Source organism: Pseudomonadota bacterium (assembly GCA_039815145.1).
Taxonomy (GTDB): Bacteria; Pseudomonadota; Gammaproteobacteria; order Steroidobacterales; family JBCBZW01; genus JBCBZW01.
On the sequence record JBCBZW010000077.1, the window covers coordinates 1 to 23,429 of the forward strand.

The following is a 23,429-nucleotide window of genomic DNA, read 5'->3' on the forward strand; positions in this document are numbered from 1 at the left end:
CCGACGCGGGCGACAGCGCAGACGCAGGTGAGGGGAGCGCCGCCGACGGTGCGGCCGTTGCTGCGGAGGATGCGCAAGCGCCCGAGGCGCCTTGGGATCCCGACTTCAAGGAAGATGCTGAGGCGGTAGAACGCTTCGCCATCGACGTGCAGGTGCCGCGCGATGTGCCCGCCGGCACCCTGGTGCTGCGCGGGGCCAAGGTGATCACCATGCGGGGCGATGAGGTGATCGAGGATGCGGACCTCGTCATCACCAACAACCGCATAAGCCAGATCGGCCCCAAGGGCACCTTGGCGTTGCCGGCCGATGCGCGGGTGGTGGACGTCACGGGCAAGATCATCACGCCCGGATTCGTCGACACCCACGCTCACTGGTTCGAGATTCGCCGCGGCGTCATCGACAAGCAGCACTGGGGCTTTCTCGCCAACGTGGCCTACGGCGTAACGGCCGGCCTCGATGTGCAAACGGCCACCAACGACATGTTCGCCTACCAGGACATGATCGACGCGGGACGCATGATCGGCCTGCGGGCCTTCTCCACCGGCCCCGGCGTGTTCTCCGACAACGCCTTCACGTCGGCCGATCACGCTTACGGCGTGCTGAAGCGCTATCGCGATCACTACCGGACGCGCAACATCAAGGCCTACATCGCGGGCAACCGCAAGCAGCGCCAGTACCTGATGCAGGCGGCGGCGGAGCTCGGCATGCTACCGACCACCGAGGGTGCCCTCGACCTGAAGCTCGATCTCACCCACGCCATCGACGGCTACTGGGGTTCTGAACACGCCCTCGCGGTCACCCCGATCTACGACGACGTGGTGCAGCTGATCGCCGGCACGGGCATCGGGTACACGCCCACCCTGCTGGTGGCCTACGGTGGCCCATGGGCGGAGAACTACTTCTACACCCGCGAGAGCCCCTACGACGATGAGAAGGTGCGACGCTTCATGCCCTACGACGTGCTTGCCGAGAAGTCCCTGCGCCGCCGTTGGTTCGCCGACCAGGAGCACGTGTTCCCGCGCCTCGCCGCCGATGCGGCGAAGATCATGCGGGCCGGCGGCAAGGTGGGCGTGGGCAGCCACGGCCAGTTCCAGGGCCTCGGCTACCACTGGGAGCTCTGGGCCTTGGCCAGCGGTGGCCTAACGCCGATGGAAGCCCTTCGGGCGGCCACCCTCGGGGGCGCGGAGGTGATCGGCTACGAGGCCGCCATCGGTTCCCTCGAGCCCGGCAAGTACGCCGACCTCAACGTGTTCGACCGCGACCCGTCGAAGGACATCCGCAACACCTCCAGCCTGAGCCTGGTGATGGCGAACGGACGCCTCTACGACGCGGGGAGCTTGATGCAGTTGGCGCCGAACGAGGTGGAGGCGCCGGTGTTCTGGTTCGCCAAGGAAGCGCCGCCGAACCGCCTTCATTGAACGGGTACGCCTAGCCTAGTACCGCCCGTAGCCGTGGTCACGGCGACGGCGCATCTTCGGCAGCCACAGGCCCATCAGCACCCCGATCAGCAGGACGCCCGCGCCGGCCAGAAACCACTGGCGCAAGGCCCCTTCCTTGAGGGCGGCGTTCTGCGCCCTGAGCGAATCGAGCCTGCCTTCCAAGGTGCTTAACTGCTGGGCCAGTTCGCCGTTTTGCGAGTTGATGTTGACCGTGTCAGCGGCCACCCGTTGCAGATCGGCGAAGCGCTGCTCGAGGTCCGCCTTTTCCTGCGCCAGGGAATCGATGCGTTCGCGCGCGTCTTCATAGGCGGCGAGCACGACGCGGCGCTGGGCGCCGGCGGAGGCCTCACCGGCGGAGGAGGGTGCCACGGTGGTGGCCAGTTCGCTCAGCTGTTCGCGCGCGCCGGCCTCCGGCATCAGGTAACGGGTCAGTACCCAGCCTTCCGTGCCACCGCTCGTGCGCACGCGCGTGTAGCCGGCGGCCGTGTCCTGCTCCAGCACCTCCACCTGGGTGCCACTCGCCATCATGCGGCGAATCTCGTTACCCGTGCTCGGGCCGGAGCGAAGGGTGATCTCGAAGCGGTCGGTGACCCACGCCGGGGCAGCGAGGCAGGTGAGGACCGGTGATGTCAGGGCTAGGCAGAGAAAAAATAGTCGGGCGAGCATGGGCAACAGGGGACTGGGACGAGCGATACATGCTCGTGGGTTTACGATGGGGCGGCTTAAGGGTGCGCAGGGTGTCACGGGCACGGTTGCGGTGGGAACGTCGTTGGTGAGCGACAATCCCGAGCGCGGCGTGGCGCTTCGCGCTTAACAGGCACGATGACCGATTCGCACAGGAGCGAGAGAATATCATGGAGTTGGCGCAAATCACGTACGAGGACTTCGCCAAGGTGGAGATGCGCGTGGGGCGCATCGTGGCGGTGGAGCCCTTCCCTCGCGCGAGGAAGCCGGCCTGGCGCCTGACGATCGATTTCGGTGAGTTCGGCACCCGCCGCTCGAGCGCCCAGATCACCAACTACTCAGAGCAAGCGCTGCTGGAGCGCCTGGTGGTGGCGGTGGCGAACTTCCCGCCGCGGAACATCGCGGGGTTTCAGTCGGAAGTGTTGGTGCTGGGGGCAACGGACGAGGAGGGCAACATCAAGTTGCTGGCGCCGGATGCCGGGGTGGTGCCGGGCGCCCTGATCCACTAGGGAAGCTCTGCACAAGTCCGATCGGGGACGGTGAGCGGACTTATGCAGAGCTTCCCTAGACGCGCGATAGCGTTTGCGCTCCCCGTGAGCGCGCACCCTATTGCGAGGGCACGAGCTCCCGCGAGTTGCGCATGTTGCGGAACACCAGTGGCTTCTCGGGCACGGTGCCCGCCTCGGCCCGCGCCTCGATGGCGTCGATCTCCTCCAACAGGGCCGACTTGTGCGGGGACTTCGCGCAGACCGGATCAGCGTTGCGCGCATCGCCCGTGAGCATGTAAGCCTGGCAGCGACAGCCGCCGAAGTCCTTGGTCTTCTCCGGGCAGGAGCGACAGGGCTCGGCCATCCAATCGAAGCCGCGGAAGGCGTTGAAGGCGTCGGAAGTGCACCAGGCATCGAAGGTGCTCACGTTCTTCAGGTTGGGGAACTCGAGGCCCGGCAACTGGCCCGCCGCATGGCAGGGCATGGCCCGACCGTCGGGCACCACGGTGAGGAACACCGATCCCCAGCCGTTCATGCAGGCCTTCGGGCGGTCCTCGAAGTAGTCGGGCACCACGTAGATGATCTTCATCTTGCCGGCCATCTTGGCCTGGTACTGATGGGCGATGGCCTCGGCGCGCTCGAGCTGGGCGCGGGTGGGCAGGAGGTGATCGGCGTTCACCTTGGACCAGCCGTAGTACTGGGTGCTCGCGAGCTCGACGAAGTCCGCCTCCAGATCGATGGCCATGTCGAGGATGGCCTCGATCTGATCGATGTTTTGGCGGTGAATGACGATGTTCAGCACCATCGGGTAGCCGTGGGCCTTCACCGCCCGTGCCATGTCGAGCTTGTGCTGGAAGCTGTTGGTGCCGGCGATGTAGTTGTTGAGGGTCTCGTCGCTGGCTTGGAAGCTGATCTGGATGTGGTCGAGGCCAGCTTCGCGGAAGGCCGCCACGCGTGCCTCGTCCATGCCGACGCCGCTGGTGATCAGGTTCGAGTAGTAGCCGAGCTCGCGCCCGTAGGCGATCAGTTCCTCGAGGTCTTTGCGCACCAGGGGCTCACCACCGGAGAAGCCGAGCTGCACAGCGCCCATGGCACGGGCGTCGTAGAGCACCTTCTTCCATTCCTCCGTGGTCATCTCCTCGCGATAGCGGGCCATGTCCACAGGGTTGGAGCAGTAGGGGCACTGCAAGGGGCAGCGGTAGGTGAGTTCGGCGAGCAGCCAATGGGGGCGCGTGATGCCCTCAGGCAGGTCGATCGGTGCCGGGGCGTTGCTCTCGAGCACGATGCGGCGTGCGGCCGCTTCGTTCGGGCCTTCAGAAGGTGCCAGCCAACGCGAGCCTTTGGCGTGGGTGAGGAACGCCAGCACGTCGTCGTCGAGGTCGGCGCCGTTGAACAGGGCTTTCAGTTCGGCGATGAGCTCATCGACCGTGCGGCTGCCGTCGCAGCGGCGCAGGATTTCGATGGCGCTCGGCGCGAGCTTCACCATGCCTTCGGGGTAGAGCAGGACGGGCGCGCCCTGCACGGGTTCGAACTGCAAACGGTAGATCGACGAGATCTCGTAGCGATCCGCGCGATCGATCTGCGGCGCTGCTGGTGCGTTCATCAGTCCTCGCAGCAGTAGAAGGGTGGTTTCTTCTCGATGTAGGCCATCCACATGGCGTCGAGCATCGACCACAGGATGTCGAGCTTGAACTGCAGGATGTTGAGGGCGTACTCCTGCTCGTAGCGCGTCTTGAAGGTGTCCAGCGTGACCGTGAGGCCATGCTGCACGTCGCGGCGCGCTTCCGACAGGCGCTTGCGGAAGTAGGCGTAGCCGCTGGCGTCGATCCAGGGGTAGTGATCGGGCCAGTTGTCCAGGCGCTTCTGGTGAATTTTCGGAGCGAACAGTTCCGTTAGGGAGGAGGCCGCAGCTTCCTGCCAGGTCGCGCGTCGGGCGAAGTTGTAGTAGGCGTCGATGGCGAAGCGCACGCCGGGCAGCACGTGGCGGTGGTCTTCGAGTTCTTCGCGCTCGAGGCCGACCGCGGCGCCCAAGGCGAGCCATGCTTCCAGGCCCCCTTCGTCGCCGTCGCTGCCGTCGTGGTCGAGGATGCGCTGAATCCACAGGCGTCGGGTCGCGCGATCGGGGCAGTTCGCCATGATCGCCGCGTCCTTCACAGGAATCGTCGTCTGGTAGTAGTAGCGATTGGCGGTCCAGCCGCGGATCGCCTCGGCGTCCAGCTCGCCGCTGTTCATCCGCACCTGGAAGGGGTGGTGGATGTGATAGAGGCGCTCTTTTTCCTGCAGCTTGGCTTGAAACTCCTCACGGGAGTAGGGCGCTTCGTCGGGTACACGACGCGGCAGGAACGCTTCGATCATCAGGTTGTTTCTCGGGGAGGGCGGCGACCGAGGGAGAAGGGGTCGCGTCAGGGAGGTTGGGGAATCGCCGTTGTTCGGCGATTCCCCCAACCGCTAAAGGCTTAGCGGTTGTTGATGTACATCGTCACTTCGAAGCCAAAGCGGATGTCGCTGTACTCAGGGGTTTCCCACTTCATGGTGTCTCTCCAATAAGGTTGTTGGACTGAAGCTATACCGGCTACGCCGGAAGCGGTACGAGCGAAGTTGCTCTCGCTCTGTGCGTAGTCCTCTGCAATCACCGGGCCAACTTTGAAGACGGTCTAGGTAGCTCGTAACTCCCTGATTTCTAGACAATCAGCGCGTTGCGCTGCAGCAGGAAAAACTCTGATTGGTGCATATCAACCAGCGGCATTGGTTGAGAGCACCCGATTGCCGCACGGGCTGGCGAAAGGGTCGGCACACGCCGTAATCTCCCCGCCTTTCTCAAAGGAACTCGAGGAGCCTTGGCTATGCAGATACGCGTGCTGGGATCGGCAGCAGGGGGCGGCTACCCCCAATGGAACTGCAACCACCCCAACAGCCGGCGGGCGCGTGCCGCCGACCCCGCGGCGCCCCAGCGCACCCAGTCGTCGCTGGCGGTCAGCGCCGACGGCAGCAACTGGGCCCTGTTCAATGCGTCTCCCGACCTGCGCCAGCAGATCAATGACAACGACATCCTGCACCCCCGCACGGGGCTGCGGGACAGCCCTATCCAGGCCGTGGTGTTGACCAACGCCGATGTCGATCACGTGGCCGGGCTGATCAACCTGCGCGAGTCGCAGGCCTACAACATCTACGCGACGCAACGCGTGCTGGGCGTGCTCGACGCCAACCCCATCTTCAACGTGCTGAATCCCGCCTTCGTCGATCGACGCTCGATGACCCTCGGCGAGGACCTTCACCTGCACGGTGCGCAGGACCTCGACCTCGGGATCACCGTCCATCCCTTCGCCGTGCCCGGCAAGGTCGCCCTGTGGCTCGAGGACGAGAGCAAGGGCGACAACTTCGGGTCCGTCGACGAAGACACGATCGGCTTAGAGGTGAAGCGCGCCAACGGCGAGACCGCCTTTTTCTATCTGCCCGCCTGCGCGCGCATGACCGAGGAGCTGGCCGCGCGCCTGCAGGGAGCTCCGCTGGTGCTCTTCGATGGCACGCTCTGGGTGGACGATGAGATGGTCCGCGACGGAGTGGGCGTGAAGACCGGAAAGCGCATGGGCCATATGAGCCTCTCCGGCGACGACGGCTCCATCGAAGCCTTCAAGCACATCGATGTGCAGCGCAAGGTGTTCATTCACATCAACACCACCAACCCCGTGCTGGCCGCGGACACACCGCAGCGCGCCGAGGTCGAGGCCGCCGGTTGGGAGGTCTCCTACGACGGCATGGCGATTTCTCTCTAGGTAGGGATGGTGCCTTGACGCTGCTGACCGGTCCTCGGTCAGCAGCCTCCGCCGGTCGCTGCCGGACCGAGCGGATAGTTTCGTAAGAATTCCGTGACGAACCTGTGATCACTCCCCGCGACCATACGGGCCATCCCGATCGCCGCGAACGTCGGCGCTCGGGTTACCTGATCTTGTTCGCTTGAATTTCTAGGGGAATCGAACACATGCAAAAGAACCTCATCGCCGTCGGCGCGCTCGCCCTGACCGCTGCCGCCACCAGCATCGCCCACGCTGACACCTTCGAAGTGTCCGTTACCAACATCTCCCGCGGCGTGCAGTTCACGCCGATCCTGGTGGTCGCGCACTCCGCCGACATCGCCCTGTGGGAGTTCGGTGCGCCCGCGTCGGACGAGCTGGCATTCCTGGCGGAAGACGGTGACACCACGCCGCTGCAGACGCTGCTCGCCACCGTGCCCGATCTCGTCAGCGACTTCGGTGCCACCGAGGGCCTGACCGACCCCGGTTCGTCCGCGTCGGTGATCGTCGAGGGCGGCGAAGGGTTCGATCGCATCAGCCTGGCGGCGATGCTCCTGCCCACCAACGATAGCTTCGTCGGCGCCGACAGCCTGCGCGTTCCCCGTCGCGTCGGCGGCACCCGCACCTACTTCGCTATCGGCCTGGACGCTGGCAGCGAGCCGAACGATGAAGACTGCGACAACATCCCCGGCCCGACCTGCGGCGGCGCCGGCGCCAGCCCGGACGAGGGCGGTGAAGGCTACGTGCACGTGAGCGGCGGCATTGCTGGTATCGCCGACGTCACCGCTTCGGTCTACGACTGGCGCAACCCGGTCGCCCGCGTGACCATCACGCGCATCGACTAAGTTAAGCGATTCGATCGTTGTCGGCCGAGGTGACTCGGCCGTGCCTGCGGCTCGTCCCATCTCGCTCGGGGCGAGCCGCTTTTTTTGTCCTGGTGCTGCGCCGCGGCGCAGGTGACCGGCCGTGACGCCGCCCCAAGGCTGCCCTACAGTCATTGCTCGCCCTCCCAGCACGGAGTTCGAGTGCCATGATCCGACCGGTCATCCCGGCCGATGCTGCGTCCATCGCGCGCATCTACAACCACTACGTCACGCACACCACCGCCACCTTCGAGGAAACCCCGGTCAGCGCAGGGGAGATGCAGGGGCGGATCGATCAGGTGGCACGAGCGAAGCTGCCGTGGTTGGTCGCCGAGGATGAGTCGGGCGAGATCACCGGCTACGCCTACGCCACGCGCTGGAAGGACCGCACCGCCTACCGCTACGCGGCCGAGGTCTCCGTGTACCTCGCGCCATCGAGCGTCGGTAAGGGCCTGGGGTCCGCGCTCTATGGGGAACTGTTCCCACTCACTGCGCAGTGCGGGCTACGCACCCTGCTCGCCGGTATCACCCTGCCGAATCCGGTCAGCGTCGCCTTGCACGAGAAGTTCGCCATGACGCAGTGCGCTCGCCTGCCCAAGGTGGGCTACAAGTTCGAGCAGTGGCTCGACGTGGGCTATTGGGTGCTCGACCTGCACGAGCATCCGCCGACCTGAGGGCGGGTGTCAGAGGCGTCTCTCCGCGGTAGACTGCTGGGGCATGGAGCGGGTCGGCCTCGCTTCTGGCGTTGGATCATCGAGGACTAGCCTGTGCCGCATTCCACCAAGCCGCTGGAGCAACTCGTTGAGCACGCGGGATCTTTCGCGCAGCTCATGCTGAGCACCTTTGGCGAGTTCTACCCCTTTGCGTGCGCCCTGGACGCCGAGGGCGAGCTGAGCACACTCGACGCAGACGATGAGGACCAGAGCCCCGTCTCGCAAAATCTCATCGAGCAGCTGCGCGAGGAGGTGCGCCTGCGCGTGCCGCGTGCTGAGGTGGTCGCCACCGCCGTGGCCTACGATGCCCGGGTGCAGATTCGTGACCGGGACATCGACAGCGATGCGGTGGTCATCGAGGTGGACCAGGTGGCGGAAGATCCGTCGATCGTCTTCATGCTCTACCGCCGCGAGGGCGGCAGTATCGAGTACGGGGATGTGCTCGTGCAGCCCGGCACGGGGGAGCAGTACGGCGCCCGCTAGCGTCGCGCGCCACGGCTAGCGAGCGCGTTCGCTGAAGGACGCGTAACCGAAGGGCCTGGCGACACAACGCTAGGGTCTTCACTTGGATCAATCGCAGGCTTCTACGATGATGGATGTCGAGACACCGCGCCCCCCGCTACCTCCCTTTTCCCGCGAAGATGCCCTGATCAAGGTGCGCAAAGCCGAAGACGCCTGGAACACGCGCGATCCAGACGCGGTGGTCCTCGCCTATACGCTCGCTACGCAGTGGCGCAACCGCTCCGAGTTCCCTCGCGGTCGCGCCGAGGTGCACGCCTTCTTGACGCGCAAGTGGCAGCGCGAGCTGGACTATCGGCTCATCAAGGAGTTGTGGGCGCACGAGGGCAACCGGATCGCCGTACGTTTCGCCTACGAGTGGCACGACCAGGCCGGCAATTGGTTCCGCTCCTACGGCAACGAAAACTGGGAGTTCGCGGAAAACGGACTGATGCACCAGCGCCACGCGAGTATCAACGACGTGAAGATTCGCGAGGCAGATCGCAAGTATCACTGGCCCCAGGGCCGGCGCCCGGACGATCATCCCTCCCTGTCTGATCTCGGCCTGTAGGGTGGCCATGGGGGAGGCGCGTGCCTGATTCTCCCGCTCACCCCGGTGAGTCCCTGATCTGCACGGCACGTCTGCGCATGCGTCACCTGGACGAGCGCGACGCCCTGTTTCTGGTCGAGCTCCTCAACGATCCTCAGTTCATCGCCCTGATCGGCGATCGCGAAGTGCGCACGCACGACGACGCGTTAGCCTTCCTGGAGTACAGCATTCGGGACAGTTACCGCGCCCACGGCTTTGGCCCCTACCTCATCGAGTGGCACGGCGATGAGCAGGATGCGGGGCTTGCCGCCGGGCTGTGCGGCTTGTACCGACGCGATTACCTCACCTGCCCGGATCTCGGCTACGCGCTGCTGCCGGCGTTCCGCGGTAAGGGCGTCGCCCGCGAGGCCGCCGAGGCCACCTTGCGCTTCGGTCGCGAGGCCTTCGGCCTGGAGGCGATCGTGGGCATCACGGCGCCGGGCAACCATGCCTCCGCTCGGGTGTTGGAGCATTGCGCCATGTATTGCGCCGGACACTTGCGCACGCACGTGGGCGAGTTGGTGAGCGAGTTCTTCATCCCCCGCGCCACCAGTGAACCGCCGAGCGCTTTCTTTCACGCTGATCGGGCAAGCTTGGTCGAGCCCGCAGACCTTTCCGCTCTGAGCGACCCCAGGCCTTGAGGAGATCAGTCGATGACCGACCGCCACGTTCGCTTCTACCATTCGCCCCAGTCGCGCTCCCGGGGCGTGCTGGCCCTGCTCGAGGAACTCGGTGCCGACTACGCCCTGGAGGTCCTCGATCAGCGCAAGGAGCAGCAGCGCAGTGCCGAATATCTGCAGCTCAATCCCCTGGGTAAGGTGCCCGCCATCGTGCACGACGGTGCCCTGGTGACCGAACAGGTGGCCATCTACATCTACCTAGCAGATCTGTACGCAGATCGCGGCATCGCCCCAGCGCTGGACGATCCGCGGCGCGGCCCCTACCTGCGCTGGATGGCGTTCTACGGCAGCTGCTTCGAACCGGCCATCATCGATCGCGCGCAGCAGCGCGAGCCGGGGCCTCACGCGATGTCGCCCTACGGCACCTTCGACGCGGTGATTGATGCGATCGCCGCCCAGCTCGGTGACCAGCCCTATCTGCTGGGCGAGTCTTTCACCGCCCTCGACATGCTCTGGGGCACCGCCCTCGGGTGGACCCTGGCCTTCGGCTTGCTGCCCGAACGGGATGCCTTCAAGGCCTATGCTGAACGCGTCGGGGCGCGCGAGTCGGTGGCCCGGGCCAGCGCGATCGATGAGGAGCTCCTGGGCGCGGACTAGCCTCAGATGACGCCGTCAGCGCGCAGGCGCTCGAGGCGTTCGGCATCGTAGCCGGGCAGGGTGCTCAAGACCTCTTGCGTGTGCTCGCCGAGGGAGGGCCCCGGCCAGTCCGTGCGCCCGGGCGTCTCCGTGAGTCGGGGCACCATGGCGGGGATGTGCAGGGGCTCGCCTTCCACCTCGACCTCCTCGAACAGCTCCCGCGCCTGGTACTGGGGATCGTTGAACATCTGGGCGACATTGTAGATCGGGCCCGCGGCGACCGCGGCACGCTCGAGCAGGGCGAGGGCGTCGCCGCCGCTGACGGTGCCGGCCCAGTCGGCGATGGCGCCGTCGATGCGGGCCTGCGCCTCCACCCGGCCGGCGTTGTGCGCCAGGGCGGGCTCGTCCGCGAGGTCATGGCGACCGATCGCTTCCATTAGGCGCCGATACATCGAATCGGTATTGGCGCCGATCACGATCAGGGTGCCGTCGCCGCAGCGATAGGTGTTGGAGGGCACGATGCCCGTGATCGTCGATCCTGAAGGCTCGCGGATCACACCGGCGCCCGAGTACTCCGGCACCACCCCCTCCATCATGTTGAACACGGATTCGAAGATGGAGACATCCACCACCTGGCCCGCCTGGGGGCTGCCTTTCAAGCGATTGATGTAGGCGAGGAGGATGCCGAAGGCGGCGTGCATGCCGGCCAGCGTGTCGCCGATGCTGAGGTTGGCGCGCACGGGGATCTCGTCCGGAAAGCCGTTGACGTAGCGTAAGCCGCCGAAGCCCTCGCAGACCGAGGCGAAGCCGGGCTTGTGCGCGTAGGGGCCGGTTTGCCCGTAGCCCGAAACCCGTGTGTAGATGAGCTCTGGGTTGGCTTCGCGGACGACGTCAGGACCGAGGTTCCACTTCTCCATCTGCCCTGGGCGGAAGTTCTCCACCAGCGCGTCGGCATCGCGCAGCAGGGCGAGCACGATGGCCTGACCTTCCGCGTGCTTGAGGTTGACGGTGACCGACTTCTTGTTGCGCGCGTGGCTCCACCACCACAGCGACGTACCGTTGCGCGTGATGCGCCAGCTGCGAATCGGATCGCCGCTGCCCGGCGGTTCAATTTTGATCACCTCCGCGCCGAAGTAGGCGAGCAGGGTGGAGGCGAAGGGGCCGGCCAGGATCTGGCCCATCTCCACCACGCGCATGCCGTCTAGGGGGCGCGGGGCCCCGCCGGTGTTCCCTGCGCTCATGGCAGGGCCGGCACGGGGAAGAGGTCCGGGCGCAGGAAGATCGTGGTGCGCTTGGCCAGGCGCGGCAGCTGGGGATCGAAGGCCTCGCGCGAATGCAGCAGGCGGGCGTTGTCCCAGAGCATGAGGTCGCCCAGGCGCCAGTGGTGCGTGTGGCGAAACTCGGGCTGCATCAAGTGGGCCGACAGCTTGCTCACGAGTGCATCGCTCGTGTCCGCGTCGTGGCCGTCGATGGCGTAGGTCTGGGTGGGGTCGAAGTAGAGGTTGGGCCGCCCGTCCACGGGGTGGTAGAGCACCGTGGGGTGGCGCGCGTCGGGCGTGCGGTCGCGAATCGAGCGCACGCCGGGTTCATCGGTGATGTCGGTGTTGTACATCTGATAGGCGAACAACCCGTGGCGTGCATCGATCAGCGCGCGGGTCTCGTGATCCAGCCCGTCGTAGGCGAGTACCGTGTTGATCCAATGGGTGTCGCCACCTTCCGGGGGGACTTCCATGGCGTAGAAGGCGGCGCCGGTGGCCGGGCGTTCGCGATAGCTCTGGTCCGTGTGCCAACGCAGCTCGTAGCTGCCTAGGCCGCCGAGGTTAGTGCCGTCTTCGAGGTACAGGTTCGTGACCAGAGCGACTTCCGGGTGGTAGCGGGAGTGGATGTCCTTGCGCACCACTTGCTCGAGTTCGCCGAAGGCCCCGCTCACGCGCATGAGCGTCCGCTCGTCCAGGAGCTGATCGCGGATCAGCACCAGGGGATGCTCGGACCAGGTGGTGGCCAGCAGCTCCAGGAGCTGGTCGTCGGCATCGCGCAGGTCGATGCCGCCGACCTCCACGCCAAAGGTGGGGTGACCAGCGTTGTCTTTCAGCGGCCGCTTGGTGATCACGGCATCTGATGGGGCACTTGTGCGCAAGGCGAAACACCGTAGGGAGTTGAACTGGCATACTACAAACCATGTCCGGACAAATCGAGCCGAAGGCCGGTGGCCGCGCCAAGCCGCGCTATCGTCAGATCGCTGACGCGCTGATGGATGAGATCACCACCGGCAGCATCGCCGTCGGTGCCTTGCTCCCCGGCGAACTGGATCTGTGCGCCCGCTTCGGCGTGTCTCGGCACACGGTGCGCGAGGCCCTGCGCGTGCTCGAGGAGCGCGGCATGATCGGCCGGCGCAAGGGCGCGGGTACCACCGTGCTCGCCGATCGGCCGGTAGAGGCCTTCGTGCAATCCGTCAGCAGCGTGTCGGAGTTGTTCCAATACCCTGGCGGCACCCGCCTCCGGATCAGCGAGCAGGAGCAGGAGCTGCGCCTGGATCGCGAGCTCGCGGCACGACTCGGTGTGCCCGAAGGGTCCGCCTGGACCCGCCTGTCAGGGGTGCGCCAGGTGCTCAAGACCGGTCAACGCATCTGCTGGACGGACGTCTATCTGCTGCCGGCCTACGCGGCGGTCGCCAGCTGGATCGGCGAGCCGAAGCCGGTGTACATGTTGATCGAAGAGCAGTTCGGCGAGCGGGTCACCAACGTGGACCTCGAGATCAGCGCGGAGTTGCTCGAAGCGCCGGTGGCGAGAGCCTTGGCGATGGATGCCGGGTCACCAGCCTTGACCGCTGTGCGTCGCTATCGCGGCAACGACGATCGTATCTTCGAGATCTCCGTGTCCCACCATCCGGCGGATCAGTTTTCTTATCGGTGGAGCCTCACCCGCGATTGGCTCGACCCCAAAGGACGTGAACGATGACGGCAAACAGAACCTGGATGTTCGCCCCCGGCAATCATCCGCGTAAGGTGGAGAAGGTGTTCCAGGTGGGGGCGGACGTCGTCATCCTCGACCTCGAGGATGCGGTGGCCGCGGCCGAGAAGGCGGCCACCCGCGACGTCGTGGTGGCAGCCCTGCAGGCGCCGCGTCCCTGCCGCGGCTACATCCGCGTCAACAGCACGGACACGGCGTGGTGCTTCCGCGATGTGTTCGAGACGCTGGGCGCCTGGCTCGACGGGTTCGTCTTGCCCAAGGTGGAATCCCCGGAGCAGTTGCAGACCATCGACTGGCTCATGCAGTCGCTCGAGCGCGAACGCGGCATCGAACCGGGTACCCTCGATCTCATGCCGATCGTGGAGACGGCGCTGGGTATTACCAACCTCGAGGCCATCTGCGATTCCGGCACACGGGTGCGACGGCTGGCCTTCGGTGCCGGTGACTACCACCACGACATCGCGTGCGAGTGGACGCCGGAGGAGACCGCGCTGGCGGACGCGCGATCTCGCCTCGTGCGCGTGTCGCGGGCGGCGGGCCTGGAGCCGCCGATCGACACGGTGGTCATCCACATCAACGACGATGAGCGCCTGCGTGCGTCCGCCCAGCGCGGGCGTGAGTACGGATTCCAAGGCAAGCTCGTGATCCATCCGAGGCAGGTGGATGCGTGCAACGAGATCTTCTCGCCGAAGGAGGCCGAAGTGGCCCACGCGCGGTCGGTGATCGCAGCCTTCGAGCGCGCCGAGGCGGCGGGCTCGGCGTCGATTCAGCTGGACGGGTATTTCATCGACTACCCGATCGTGGAGCGCGCCAAGCGCATCGTCGCCCTGGCCGACGCCACCAGCGCCGAGCGCTAGTAGGCTGCTGGTCCTCAGATAACGCCCGCCTCGCGCAGGGCGTTGATCGCTCGCTCGTCGAGGCCGAGGAGATCGCCGAAGACTTCACCGTTGTGCTCGCCCACACCGGCGCCGAGATGCGTGACCGCGCCTGGGGTTTCCGTTAGGCGAGGCACCACGTTCGGCACCGCGAGGTCCCCGACGCGGGGGTCTTCGACGCGGGCGATGTTCTCGCGGGCCGTGATCTGCGGATTGGTGAAGAGCTCGTCGATGGCCGCCACCGGGCCGCACGGCACAGAGGCCTCGTCACAGCGGGCGATCACCTCGTCGCTGGTCAGGGAGCCGGTCCACTCGGCGACCAGGCCATCCACCTCGCCGCGCGCCGCTTCGCGTTGCTCGATGGTGCCGTAGCAGCCGTCCCCGGCCACCTCCGGGCACCCCATGGCGCCGGCCAGGCGAGCGAAGATCTTATCGTTGGTGCACGCGATCGCGACCCAGCGCTGGTCGGCGGTGGGGTAGTGGCTGTGGGGCACCACGTTGACGGTGGCTGCGCCCATGCGTTGGCGTACGAAGCCGAACTTGTCGTAGGCCGGGGCCAACTCGTCGAGGATGCGGAAGATGCTCTCGTAGAGGGCCATGTCCACCACCTGGCCCTTGCCCGATTGATCGCGGGCGCGCAGGGCGAGCATGACCCCGAAGGCGCCGTACAGGCCGCTCATGTAGTCGGCGAGGGTGGCGGACCCCGGTGTGGCGGGCGGCCGATCGGGCTCACCGGCCAGGTAGGAGATGCCGCCGAAGGCGTTGGCGATGCGACCGAAGCCCGGGCGCTGGGCGTAGGGGCCCGTCTGCCCGTAGCCGGTGACGCGCAGCATGATCAGGCCGGGGTTGTCCTCGGCCAGGCGATCGTAGCCGAGGCCCCAGCGCTCGAGGGTGCCGGTGCGGAAGTTCTCCGTGATGACGTCGGCCTGGGCCGCCAGCTGGCGGAACAGGTCCTGACCCTTCGGCTCCTTGAGGTTGAGGGTGATGCAGCGCTTGTTGCGCGCTTCACTCAGCCACACGAGGGTCTCGCCGCACTCCATGCGACTGCCGAAACGTCGCATGGGCTCGCCGCCCGGCATCTCCACCTTGATGACATCTGCACCGAATTCCGCGAATAGCGTGGCGCAGTACGGCGCGGCGATGTAGGTGGCGATGTCGAGGACCCGCAGGCCGGCGAGTGGCTTCATGGTCAGTCTCCGTGTGGTGGTCGCGGTCGCGAGCAGCAGGCCTTGACGCGCATCGGGTTAATGTCCGGACATTTGCCTATACTAGCCTGCCTGGATGCACGTCGCGGCCTCAAGCCGCCCTTGGAGGTCGCCCATGTCGAACACAGTTCACTTGCCTGAGCCTTCAGGTGCCGATCCGTTGATCGCTTCGCGACTCGCACGATGGGCCCTGGGCCTGCGCCCGGGAGACATCCCTGCGCCAGTGCGCGAGCACGCGCTGCTGTGCATGCTGGATGGCGTCGGCATCGGCCTGGCCTCGGGTGCCTTCCCCTTTGCCGCCCGGGCCATCGCCGGCCTTCGGCCGTTGGCGAGCGCAGGTGACTCGCCGGTGATCGGTCAGGCCATGCGCCTGGCGCCACGCGACGCCATGCTCCTGAACGGCATCCTCATTCACGGGCTCGATTTCGACGATACGCATGCCGGCAGCGTCGTCCACGCCACGGCCAGCGCCCTGCCGACGGCCCTGGCGAATGGTCTCGCCCACGGGGCGAGTGGCAGCGAAGCCCTCGCGTCCTACATCGTGGCCCTCGAAGCGGACGCTCGCCTGGGCGCCGTGGCGCAGGGGCGTTTCCAGCACCGTGGCCATCACCCAACGGGAATGATCGGCGCCTACGGTGCGACGCTCTGCGCGGGACGGCTCAGCGGACTCACCCTAGAGCAACTCGTGAGCGCCCAGGGCATCGTGCTCAGCATGGCCTCGGGCAGCCTGGAGTTCCTCGACGATGGCGATTGGACCAAGCGCATGCATCCCGGCTGGGCCGCTGTCAGCGCCACCACGGCGACGGCCCTGGCCGCCGGCGGCTTCCTCGGGCCGAAGCGGGCCTACGAGGGGCGCTACGGCCTCTACAACCTGCACCTGGGGGCGGACCATGGCCTTGACATCACCGGCGTGGGGGAGGACCTCGGCGCCGAGTGGGAGACCTTGAACATCGCGTTCAAACCGTACCCTGCATGCCACTTCAATCACGCCTTCATCGATGCCGCCCTGGCGCTACGCGAGGCGCCGGGCTTCGCCGCCGAGAACGTCGAGGCGATCACCGTGCGCCTGCATCCCCGTCAGGTCGGGGTGGTGTGCGAGCCCTTCGAGAAGAAGCGGCGGCCGAGCAGCGACTACGACGCTCAGTTCAGCCTGCCCTACGCGGTGGCGGTGACGCTCCTGCGCGGGCACTTCACCCTGGGCGACCTCGAGGCGGCGACGCGTAGCGACGAGGAGGTGCTGGCACTGATCGATCGCGTCTCCTACGAGATCGATCCGAACTCCGCCTACCCCACGCACTACAGCGGTGAGATCACCGTGGCCTTCAAGGATGGCAACCGCGTCACCCAGCGCCAGGCGGTGAACCGCGGGGCGCGCGAGAACCCGCTCGCGCCGGCGGATGTGGAGGCCAAGTTCTTCGCCAACGCCGAGCGCGTGATCGATCGTGCACACGCCGAGCAGATCCGAGATCTGCTGCTGAACCTGGACCAACAGGCGGATCTCACAGGGCTGGCCTCAGCCCTGGTGAGCGAACGCTGAGCGACCCGCGAGAGGATCTGTCCGTGACCAATCTCCTGATGAGCGCTGCCGATTACCGCGAGAGCCTGCGCGCCTACTCCCCTCGTGTGTACTGCAACGGCGAGGAGGTGACCTCCGTCGCCGATGATCCGCGTTTGGCACCGGGTGTCGCCGCAGTCGGGGTGACCTACGATCTCGCCCTGCAGGACGATACGCGCGCCCTGATGGTGGCCGAGCAGGCGTCCTCGGGGCTCGCGGTCAATCGCATGCTGCACATCAACCGGCACTCGGAGGACCTGCTGTCGAAGCTCGAGGCCTGCCGGCTCGTGTGTCGGGAGACGGGCTGTGCCCAGCGCTACCTCACCCACGATGCTCTAAACGCCATCTACCAGCTGAGCCACCGTCTCGGCGAGGACGGCGCCGATGAGCTACCGGACCGCTTCCTCGCCTACCTGCACGAGGTGCAGCGACGGGACCTCACCCTCGGCGTCGCCATGACCGACGGCAAGGGCGATCGTCGCCTGCACCCCCACGCGCAACCTAACGCGGACAGCTACGTGCGGGTGGTGGAGCGGCGCGCCGACGGCATCGTGATTCGTGGAGTGAAGGCGATCGTCACCGGTGCGCCCTACATGCACGAACTGCTGGTGATGCCCTGTCGCACCATGGGCGAGGCCGATGCGGACTACGCCGTGTGCTGCGCCGTGCCCGTCGACGCGCCGGGCCTCACCATCGTGACCCGCCCGGCCGGTCGACCGGGTGAGCCGGCGGCGAAGTTCAGCGCGCGCTACGGCCAGTCGACCGGGGTGTGCATCTTCGAAGATGTGTTCGTGCCGCACGAACGCGTGTTCATGGCCGGCGAGTGGATGCACTCGGAGCTGCTCGTCACGAGCTACGCGGCCCACCACCGGCACAGCTGCATCGGCGCCCGCGCGGGCTTCGGCGATCTGCTGATCGGCGCGGGGCTGCTGATGGCGGAGGCGAACGGGCTGGACCCGAATCGAGTGCAGCACATCCGCGAAGACCTGGTCGAGCTGATCACCATCGTGGAGGGCTTCTACGCCTGCGGCGTGGCGGCCTCGGCCTACGCCCTGGAGGACCCCGCCGGCAACGTGCAGCCCGAGCCCGTGTTCGCCAACGTTGGCAAGCTGCTCCTCGCCAACCAGATCTACGATATGCATCGCTTAGCGCACGATGTATCTGGCGGTCTGGTGGTCGCCCTGCCAGGCCCCGATGAGGACCACAATCCTGCGACAGCGGCCAAGCTAAGCGATTTGCTGACCGCTAGTCCCGATGTGCCCTACGCTCAGCGTATGGAAGTGGCGCGATTGCTCGAAGATCTGACGGCCTCAAATACTGCCGGATGGTATTCGGTAATCTCTCTTCACGGCGGTGGCTCTCCCCAGGCCATGAAGCGGGAGATTCACCGCAACTACCCGCTGCCCGAGCGGCGAGCGCTGGTGGAGCGCTTGCTCGACCGCGGCGTCGCCAATACCGGCGAGAGTGGCGCGCCGGCGCGGCGTCGCCAGCCCGGTCAGTGCTGCGCGGTGGGATGTAAGGCGCCCGATACACCTAAGGAGGACTAGGCTGATCGACTGTACGCCAGCGCAGATTTCTCGGCCGCACGCGGACGGATCCCTGGCGCTTCGGGTCCTGCGTGCTCGTGACCTCGCGCAAGCAGCGGCATGACGGATCGCCCACCGCCTGCGTCGCCTTGCGAGGGCTGTACCACCAGCCCGCCACTCGCCTTCGACTTCACGATGGCGTTCCAGCCCATCGTCGACCTGCAAACGAAGACGATCTTCGCCCACGAAGCCCTGGTGCGTGGAATGGCCGGGGAAGAGGCAGCCACCATCATGGCGCAGGTGGATGAGCACAATCGCTACCGCTTCGATCAACAGTGTCGGATCAAGGCGATCGAACTCGGTGCCAAGCTCGGCGTCGACGGCTACCTCAGCATCAACTTTCTGCCGAACGCGGTCTATCGTGCCGAGCAGTGTTTGCGCGCCGCGCTGGCGGCGGCTGAGGCGACGGGATTTCCCGCCGAGCGTATCCTCTTCGAGTTCACCGAGGCGGAGCAGGTGCGCGATACGCACCACCTGCGCAACATCGTGGCCGTCTACAAGGAACATGGCTTTCTGACGGCCCTCGACGACTTCGGTGCGGGCTACGCTGGCCTGACGCTCCTGGCGGAGATTCAGACGGATTTGATCAAGCTCGACATGGCGCTGATTCGACACATCCAGTGCGATCGCGTGCGCCAGGCGATCGTGCGCAAGGTGGTCGAGCTGGCCGAGGAGTTGGGCATTCGCGTGGTCGCCGAGGGCATCGAACACGGCGAGGAACTCACCGCCCTGTGTGATCTCGGCCTCACGCTCTTTCAGGGCTTTCACTTCGCGCGTCCCGCGTTCCAAGCCCTGCCTGAGGTGCGCTGGCCCGCCTAGGCAGCGCCTGCCGACGGCAAGCCGCTGGCGCTGGGCGTGGCGTCACGAGATCATCGGCGCTGCGCTTTCACTGCTGAGACTCATCCATGCTCGCTAGATCCACCGCGTGCCTTGCGCTGTTGCTGTTGAACGCCCTGGCGGGCACGTTGCTCGCCACCTCGGCCCTCGCCGCGTACCCGGACGCTGCGCCCCGCGGGCGCTTGCCGCCCCAGGTGCGCCCGCTGCACTACCAGCTGGAGCTGGGCATCGACCCACGTCAGGAGCGCTTCGGCGGTCGGGTCACGATCCGTCTGCAACTGGACGAAGCCCTGTCCCATCTGTGGCTGCACGGCGCTGGCGTGCAGGTGGCACGTGCCGAGATCATCGCGGGCCCGTCGCGACGGGCGGCGCAGTGGCACGACGTGCTGGCGTCGGGCGTTGCGCGCATCGACATCGAGGGGGCGCCGGTTGGGCCAGGCGAGGTAACCCTCATCCTGGACTACGACGCGCCCTTCGATCGTAACCTAGCGGGTCTGTTCGCCGTGGAAGAGCAAGGCGAGTACTACGCCCTGGCTAAATCCGAGTCCATCCAGGCCCGAAAGTACTTGCCCGGCTTCGACGAGCCCGGCTTCAAGGCACCCTTCGATATCTCGCTGACGATTCCCGCGGGCTACGCCGCCATCTCCAATGGCCCGGAAGTGAGCCGTGAGGCCGCTCGCGAGGGGATGGAGCGGGTGACCTTCGCCACCACCCGACCCCTCTCGACCTATCTGCTCTCGTTGGCGGTGGGTCCCTTCGATGTGGTGGAGCGCCCGCCGATTCCCGCCAACGAGGTGCGCAAGACCCCCTTGCCCCTGCGGGGGATCGCGCGCAAGGGACGGGGCGATGCCCTGGCCTACGTGCTCGATATCACCCCGCGCTTCGTGGAGATCTTCGAGGCGTCCCTGCGCCAGCCCTATCCCTACGCGAAGTTGGACATCGTGGCCGCGCCCCAGTGGCCGAGCGGGGCCACGGAGTTGGCCGCGGCGATCAGCTACCGCGAGCAACGCATCCTCGTCGACGGCACGCCGCCGCCCGCCGTGCGTCGCGCCCTGATCTCCGTGCATGCCCACGAGATCGCCCACATGTGGTTCGGCAACGTGGTGACCCCACCCTGGTGGGATGACCTGTGGCTGAAGGAGGGCTTCGCCACCTGGGCCACCCCCTTCGTGCTCACCCAGTGGGAGCCCGAGGCCGGGCACGACATGACGGCCCGCGCGCGAACCCTGGGCGCAATGGAAAAGGACTCCCTGGCCAGCGTGCGCCGCGTGCGCGAGCCGATCGCCCTCAACGAGGACATCCGCAACGCTTACACGTCGATCCCCTACAGCAAGGGGGCGGCGCTGATCGCGATGGCGGACGCCTATTTTGGTGCCGAGGCGTTTCGCCCAGCTCTCGGCCGCTACGTGGCGCGCTACGCGGATGGCACCGCAGACTCCGTCGACTTCTTCGAGGCGATCGGCGAGGCCTCCGGTGAGCCGGCGCTCACGGAGTCCTTCCGCAGCTTCGTGGAGCAGCCCGGCGTGCCGGCCGTCAGCGTGCAGCTGCAATGCGCCGAGGACGCCCCGCCACGCGTGGTGCTCGGCCAGCAACGTTACTTACCCCTGGGTTCGCCTGCGAGCGACGAGGCGGTGACCCAGCGCTGGGTGATTCCCGTATGCGTCGCCTTTGCGGGGGCGCAAGCCGGGGCGACGGGACGCGCCTGCACCCTGCTGCGCGAGGCCCATCGCGAACTCGAACTGCCGGCGCCGGCGGGGCACTGTCCCGCCTGGGTGCATCCCAACGCGGATGGCGCAGGCTATTACCGCTATTCACTCGCTGCCGAAGGCTGGCAAGCCCTGTTGACGGCGCTGCCGTCGCTGCGCCCCACCGAGGCCTTGACGGTGATCGACAGCGCCATGGCCGCCTTCGAGGCTGGCGACCTTCCGGCCAGCACGCTGCTGCGTGTGGTGGAGGCGGCGGCCGCGGCGGAGCATCGCCTGGTGGTCACCGCGCCGATGCCACGCCTGCGCCGCTACGCCAGCACGGTGCTCGACGAGGCGTCGGGTCGCGCCCTGCTGCGCTGGGCCGGCGAGCGTTACCGGCCGCGCCTCGCGGCCCTGGCGTGGGCGCGCACGGAGGAGGACCAGTTGCTGCGCACGGAACTCGCCCGCTTCCTGGCGTTGGACGCGCGCGACCCGGCCGTGCGCCGCCAGCTGGCCCGCGATGCGGCGGCCTTCGTCGGACTCGGTCAGGCGCCCGATGCGGACGCGCTCGACGCCGATCGCTTCGACACGGCGCTCACCGTCGGGGTACAGGAGCTTGGCGCACCCTTCGTCGAACGAATGCTGGCGCGCCGCGATGCGCTGGACGACCCACGCTTCGAAGCCGTCGCCGTGAAAGTGCTCGGCCGCAGTGATCTACCGGCGCTCAGGGCTGAGGCAAAGGCGAAGGCCTTGGCGGGCGAGTTCGGCACGCGAGAAAACTGGGACTTGGTGAACGCCCTGTTCGAACAGCCAGCGACGCGAGGCGAGGTCTGGGATTGGTACCGCGCCAACTTCACCCAGCTGATGGCGGTGATCCCCGCCCAGTACCGACGGCGCTCGCCGGGGCCCGCCGCCACGTTCTGCAGCGCAGGTCGCGCGCAGGAGCTAGCCGCATTGTTCGCCGACAAGGGGGGCGAAGTGCCCGGCCACCAACGCCCGCTGCGCCAGGCGATGGAGCAGATCGAGCTGTGCGCAGCGTTGGCGGCGAGCCAGGGGGCGCGCCTGGCCGGCGCCCTGCGCTACGCGGAGGCCTCGGCGCGGTAGTAGGGGCGGGCGCGGTCCTCGTCCGGCAGGATGGTCGTGCGCTTCATCAGGCGCTGGCCGCCGCTGAAGGGGTCGCGCCGGTGCATGGTCGCCGCGTTGTCCCACAGGACGCAGTCACCCACCTGCCATCGGTGGCGGTAGACGAAGCGTTCCTGCACGCTCCATTCGAAGAGCTCCTGCAGCAGTTCGTCGCTCTCCTGCTGCGACATGCCCGTGATGCGGGTGGTCATGCCGGGGCACAGGTAGAGCGCCTGTTCGCCGGTGTAGGGATGGGTGCGCACCACGGGCTGGCGCAGGTCCGGTGTGCGGGCCGCTTGCTCGGGGTTGGTGGGCACGGAGTACATGGCGTTGAAGGCCGCGTAGGACTGAATGGCCTCGGCGCCAGCCAGCCGCTCTCGCGTGCTCGCGGGCAAGGCGGCGTACGCACCGACCATGTCCGCGAAGAAGGTATCGCCGCCCGACTCGGGGAGGTTCACGGCACACAGTAGCGAGCCCACGGCGGGCTTGGGCAGGTAGATCTGGTCGTAGTGCCAGCCCACCTCGCGATTCGCCAGGATGCCGATGGAGCGGCCGTCGCGCTGGATGTTCGAGACGTACAGCAGCTCCGGGTGTTGCGGCGAGAGGTACTCCTCGCGCACGTGGATCTCGAGCTTGCCGAGGGCGGCGCTGAAGCCGACGAGGTCTGGCTCCTCGACCTCCTGCGCGGGAAGCACCAGCAGCTTGTAGCGGTGCCACAGGTCGCGGATGGTCTGCACCTCCTCGGCACGCGGCGTGGCACTGAGCTCGAGGCCAGACACGCGAGCGCCGAAGCCGGCGTTCAGCGGTGTCACGGTCAAGGCAGTGGAGGAGCTGGGGTCGGTGGGCACTGGCGTCACGATGGGCAGTCTCGCTTGGTAAATGTCCGGACATTTGAGATTCTCGGTGCAAGCGCTGCTGCGGGTCAAGTTGATCCGTCACCTAGAAAGTTTCGAGGTAGTGAGGAAATTTCATTGAATCAGCCAACTTACGTCGATGAGTTCACGCGCGACATCGCTTTCTCGCCCGCCTCGACTGCGCTCGTCGTGGTGGATATGCAGAACGCCAGCGGCAGTCGCGAGTACGGCTTGGGCCGGCTCCTGGCGGAGCGCGGCACGCTGGCGTCCGCCGCCTATCGCTTCGATCGCATCGAGCAGCTCATCGTGCCCAACACCCAGCGCTTGCTCGATTGCTTTCGGTCGCTGAACGCCCTGGTGGTCTACATCACGCTCGGGCCGACGATGGCCGACTACAGCGACGCGCCCGCGCACCTGCG

General features: G+C 66.8%; 23 protein-coding genes and 1 pseudogene. 16 read left to right on the plus strand and 8 right to left on the minus strand.

What is annotated here, in order from left to right; translation table 11 throughout:
* Positions 1-1,418 (plus strand): amidohydrolase family protein (locus AAF184_16935; GenBank protein MEO0424026.1); only part of this gene is annotated, 1,418 nt, incomplete at its 5' end.
* Between the two features lie 15 nt (positions 1,419-1,433).
* Here AAF184_16935 and AAF184_16940 read toward each other — a convergent pair.
* Positions 1,434-2,105 (minus strand): TIGR04211 family SH3 domain-containing protein, encoded by a 672-nt coding sequence (locus tag AAF184_16940; protein MEO0424027.1) that lies wholly within the window; start codon positions 2,103-2,105, stop codon positions 1,434-1,436.
* A 188-nt stretch (positions 2,106-2,293) separates the two neighbouring features.
* Here AAF184_16940 and AAF184_16945 point away from each other — a divergent pair, with 188 nt between their 5' ends.
* Positions 2,294-2,632, plus strand: a complete 339-nt coding sequence (locus AAF184_16945; protein ID MEO0424028.1) for a tRNA-binding protein — start codon at positions 2,294-2,296, stop codon at positions 2,630-2,632.
* 97 nt (positions 2,633-2,729) lie between these two features.
* On the opposite strand, the gene pqqE is transcribed toward AAF184_16945, so the two are convergent.
* The 3 genes and pseudogenes from pqqE to pqqC form a co-directional block, all read right to left on the minus strand.
* Positions 2,730-3,893: a pyrroloquinoline quinone biosynthesis protein PqqE gene (pqqE, locus tag AAF184_16950; GenBank protein ID MEO0424029.1), complete on the minus strand. Its 1,164-nt coding sequence runs from the start codon at positions 3,891-3,893 to the stop codon at positions 2,730-2,732.
* A 54-nt stretch (positions 3,894-3,947) separates the two neighbouring features.
* Positions 3,948-4,214, minus strand: a pseudogene (gene pqqD / locus AAF184_16955) (pyrroloquinoline quinone biosynthesis peptide chaperone PqqD).
* Entirely contained in the window at positions 4,214-4,966 is a 753-nt protein-coding gene (gene pqqC, locus AAF184_16960; protein ID MEO0424030.1) for a pyrroloquinoline-quinone synthase PqqC, read from the minus strand. The pseudogene pqqD and the gene pqqC overlap by 1 nt, the downstream one beginning before the upstream one ends.
* 488 nt (positions 4,967-5,454) lie before the next feature.
* On the opposite strand from pqqC, the gene pqqB reads away from it, so the two are divergent.
* The 7 genes from pqqB (at position 5,455) to AAF184_16995 (ending at position 10,342) form a co-directional block, all read left to right on the plus strand.
* Complete coding sequence (gene pqqB / locus AAF184_16965; GenBank protein MEO0424031.1) at positions 5,455-6,384, plus strand: pyrroloquinoline quinone biosynthesis protein PqqB; 930 nt, start codon at positions 5,455-5,457, stop codon at positions 6,382-6,384.
* A gap of 206 nt (positions 6,385-6,590) precedes the next feature.
* On the plus strand, positions 6,591-7,247 hold the full coding sequence (locus AAF184_16970) for a spondin domain-containing protein (protein ID MEO0424032.1): 657 nt from the start codon (positions 6,591-6,593) through the stop codon (positions 7,245-7,247).
* Positions 7,248-7,432: 185 nt separating this feature from the next.
* The gene (locus AAF184_16975; protein ID MEO0424033.1) at positions 7,433-7,939 is read left to right on the plus strand and encodes an N-acetyltransferase family protein; all 507 of its coding nucleotides are present in this window, start codon (positions 7,433-7,435) and stop codon (positions 7,937-7,939) included.
* 93 nt (positions 7,940-8,032) lie between these two features.
* Positions 8,033-8,461 (plus strand): hypothetical protein, encoded by a 429-nt coding sequence (locus AAF184_16980; protein ID MEO0424034.1) that lies wholly within the window; start codon positions 8,033-8,035, stop codon positions 8,459-8,461.
* Between the two features lie 106 nt (positions 8,462-8,567).
* A complete protein-coding gene (locus tag AAF184_16985; protein ID MEO0424035.1) occupies positions 8,568-9,047 on the plus strand; it encodes a nuclear transport factor 2 family protein in 480 nt (159 codons plus the stop codon).
* Positions 9,048-9,067: 20 nt separating this feature from the next.
* On the plus strand, positions 9,068-9,706 hold the full coding sequence (locus AAF184_16990) for a GNAT family N-acetyltransferase (GenBank protein MEO0424036.1): 639 nt from the start codon (positions 9,068-9,070) through the stop codon (positions 9,704-9,706).
* Between the two features lie 12 nt (positions 9,707-9,718).
* Positions 9,719-10,342, plus strand: coding sequence for a glutathione S-transferase family protein (locus tag AAF184_16995; protein MEO0424037.1), 624 nt, complete (start codon positions 9,719-9,721; stop codon positions 10,340-10,342).
* Positions 10,343-10,344: 2 nt separating this feature from the next.
* On the opposite strand, the gene AAF184_17000 is transcribed toward AAF184_16995, so the two are convergent.
* Complete coding sequence (locus tag AAF184_17000) at positions 10,345-11,562, minus strand: CaiB/BaiF CoA-transferase family protein (protein MEO0424038.1); 1,218 nt, start codon at positions 11,560-11,562, stop codon at positions 10,345-10,347.
* On the minus strand, positions 11,559-12,458 hold the full coding sequence (locus AAF184_17005; protein ID MEO0424039.1) for a TauD/TfdA family dioxygenase: 900 nt from the start codon (positions 12,456-12,458) through the stop codon (positions 11,559-11,561). The genes AAF184_17000 and AAF184_17005 overlap by 4 nt, the downstream gene beginning before the upstream one ends.
* Positions 12,459-12,499: 41 nt before the next feature.
* Between AAF184_17005 and AAF184_17010 the strand changes: the two genes are divergently transcribed.
* A complete protein-coding gene (locus tag AAF184_17010) occupies positions 12,500-13,279 on the plus strand; it encodes a GntR family transcriptional regulator (GenBank protein ID MEO0424040.1) in 780 nt (259 codons plus the stop codon).
* Positions 13,276-14,148, plus strand: a complete 873-nt coding sequence (locus AAF184_17015; protein ID MEO0424041.1) for a CoA ester lyase — start codon at positions 13,276-13,278, stop codon at positions 14,146-14,148. The genes AAF184_17010 and AAF184_17015 overlap by 4 nt, the downstream gene beginning before the upstream one ends.
* Positions 14,149-14,162: 14 nt before the next feature.
* Here AAF184_17015 and AAF184_17020 read toward each other — a convergent pair whose 3' ends face one another.
* Positions 14,163-15,353 carry a CoA transferase gene (locus AAF184_17020; GenBank protein ID MEO0424042.1) on the minus strand — a complete coding sequence of 397 codons (1,191 nt, stop codon included), beginning with the start codon at positions 15,351-15,353 and terminating at the stop codon, positions 14,163-14,165.
* 133 nt (positions 15,354-15,486) lie between these two features.
* Between AAF184_17020 and AAF184_17025 the strand changes: the two genes are divergently transcribed.
* From AAF184_17025 to AAF184_17040, 4 genes are all read left to right on the plus strand, one after another.
* Entirely contained in the window at positions 15,487-16,908 is a 1,422-nt protein-coding gene (locus AAF184_17025) for an MmgE/PrpD family protein (protein ID MEO0424043.1), read from the plus strand.
* 38 nt (positions 16,909-16,946) lie between these two features.
* Positions 16,947-18,473 (plus strand): 4-hydroxyphenylacetate 3-hydroxylase N-terminal domain-containing protein, encoded by a 1,527-nt coding sequence (locus AAF184_17030; GenBank protein MEO0424044.1) that lies wholly within the window; start codon positions 16,947-16,949, stop codon positions 18,471-18,473.
* A gap of 99 nt (positions 18,474-18,572) precedes the next feature.
* Entirely contained in the window at positions 18,573-19,331 is a 759-nt protein-coding gene (locus AAF184_17035; GenBank protein MEO0424045.1) for an EAL domain-containing protein, read from the plus strand.
* An 86-nt stretch (positions 19,332-19,417) separates the two neighbouring features.
* On the plus strand, positions 19,418-22,138 hold the full coding sequence (locus AAF184_17040; GenBank protein MEO0424046.1) for a M1 family aminopeptidase: 2,721 nt from the start codon (positions 19,418-19,420) through the stop codon (positions 22,136-22,138).
* Here AAF184_17040 and AAF184_17045 read toward each other — a convergent pair.
* Positions 22,114-23,013, minus strand: a complete 900-nt coding sequence (locus AAF184_17045) for a TauD/TfdA family dioxygenase (GenBank protein MEO0424047.1) — start codon at positions 23,011-23,013, stop codon at positions 22,114-22,116. The two genes, AAF184_17040 and AAF184_17045, sit on opposite strands and share 25 nt — an antisense overlap.
* Before the next feature lie 114 nt (positions 23,014-23,127).
* Between AAF184_17045 and AAF184_17050 the strand changes: the two genes are divergently transcribed.
* The coding region (locus AAF184_17050) for a cysteine hydrolase (protein ID MEO0424048.1) at positions 23,128-23,429 on the plus strand (302 nt) is incomplete at its 3' end.

Coding starts and splice junctions, on each gene's coding strand:
- AAF184_16940 (MEO0424027.1), bottom strand. CDS start 2,105: ATGCTCGCCCGACTATTTTTTCTCTGCCTAGCCCTGACATCACCGGTC.
- AAF184_16945 (MEO0424028.1), top strand. CDS start 2,294: ATGGAGTTGGCGCAAATCACGTACGAGGACTTCGCCAAGGTGGAGATG.
- pqqC (MEO0424030.1), bottom strand. CDS start 4,966: ATGATCGAAGCGTTCCTGCCGCGTCGTGTACCCGACGAAGCGCCCTAC.
- pqqB (MEO0424031.1), top strand. CDS start 5,455: ATGCAGATACGCGTGCTGGGATCGGCAGCAGGGGGCGGCTACCCCCAA.
- AAF184_16970 (MEO0424032.1), top strand. CDS start 6,591: ATGCAAAAGAACCTCATCGCCGTCGGCGCGCTCGCCCTGACCGCTGCC.
- AAF184_16975 (MEO0424033.1), top strand. CDS start 7,433: ATGATCCGACCGGTCATCCCGGCCGATGCTGCGTCCATCGCGCGCATC.
- AAF184_16985 (MEO0424035.1), top strand. CDS start 8,568: ATGATGGATGTCGAGACACCGCGCCCCCCGCTACCTCCCTTTTCCCGC.
- AAF184_16995 (MEO0424037.1), top strand. CDS start 9,719: ATGACCGACCGCCACGTTCGCTTCTACCATTCGCCCCAGTCGCGCTCC.
- AAF184_17000 (MEO0424038.1), bottom strand. CDS start 11,562: ATGAGCGCAGGGAACACCGGCGGGGCCCCGCGCCCCCTAGACGGCATG.
- AAF184_17010 (MEO0424040.1), top strand. CDS start 12,500: ATGTCCGGACAAATCGAGCCGAAGGCCGGTGGCCGCGCCAAGCCGCGC.
- AAF184_17015 (MEO0424041.1), top strand. CDS start 13,276: ATGACGGCAAACAGAACCTGGATGTTCGCCCCCGGCAATCATCCGCGT.
- AAF184_17020 (MEO0424042.1), bottom strand. CDS start 15,353: ATGAAGCCACTCGCCGGCCTGCGGGTCCTCGACATCGCCACCTACATC.
- AAF184_17025 (MEO0424043.1), top strand. CDS start 15,487: ATGTCGAACACAGTTCACTTGCCTGAGCCTTCAGGTGCCGATCCGTTG.
- AAF184_17030 (MEO0424044.1), top strand. CDS start 16,947: ATGAGCGCTGCCGATTACCGCGAGAGCCTGCGCGCCTACTCCCCTCGT.
- AAF184_17035 (MEO0424045.1), top strand. CDS start 18,573: ATGACGGATCGCCCACCGCCTGCGTCGCCTTGCGAGGGCTGTACCACC.
- AAF184_17040 (MEO0424046.1), top strand. CDS start 19,418: ATGCTCGCTAGATCCACCGCGTGCCTTGCGCTGTTGCTGTTGAACGCC.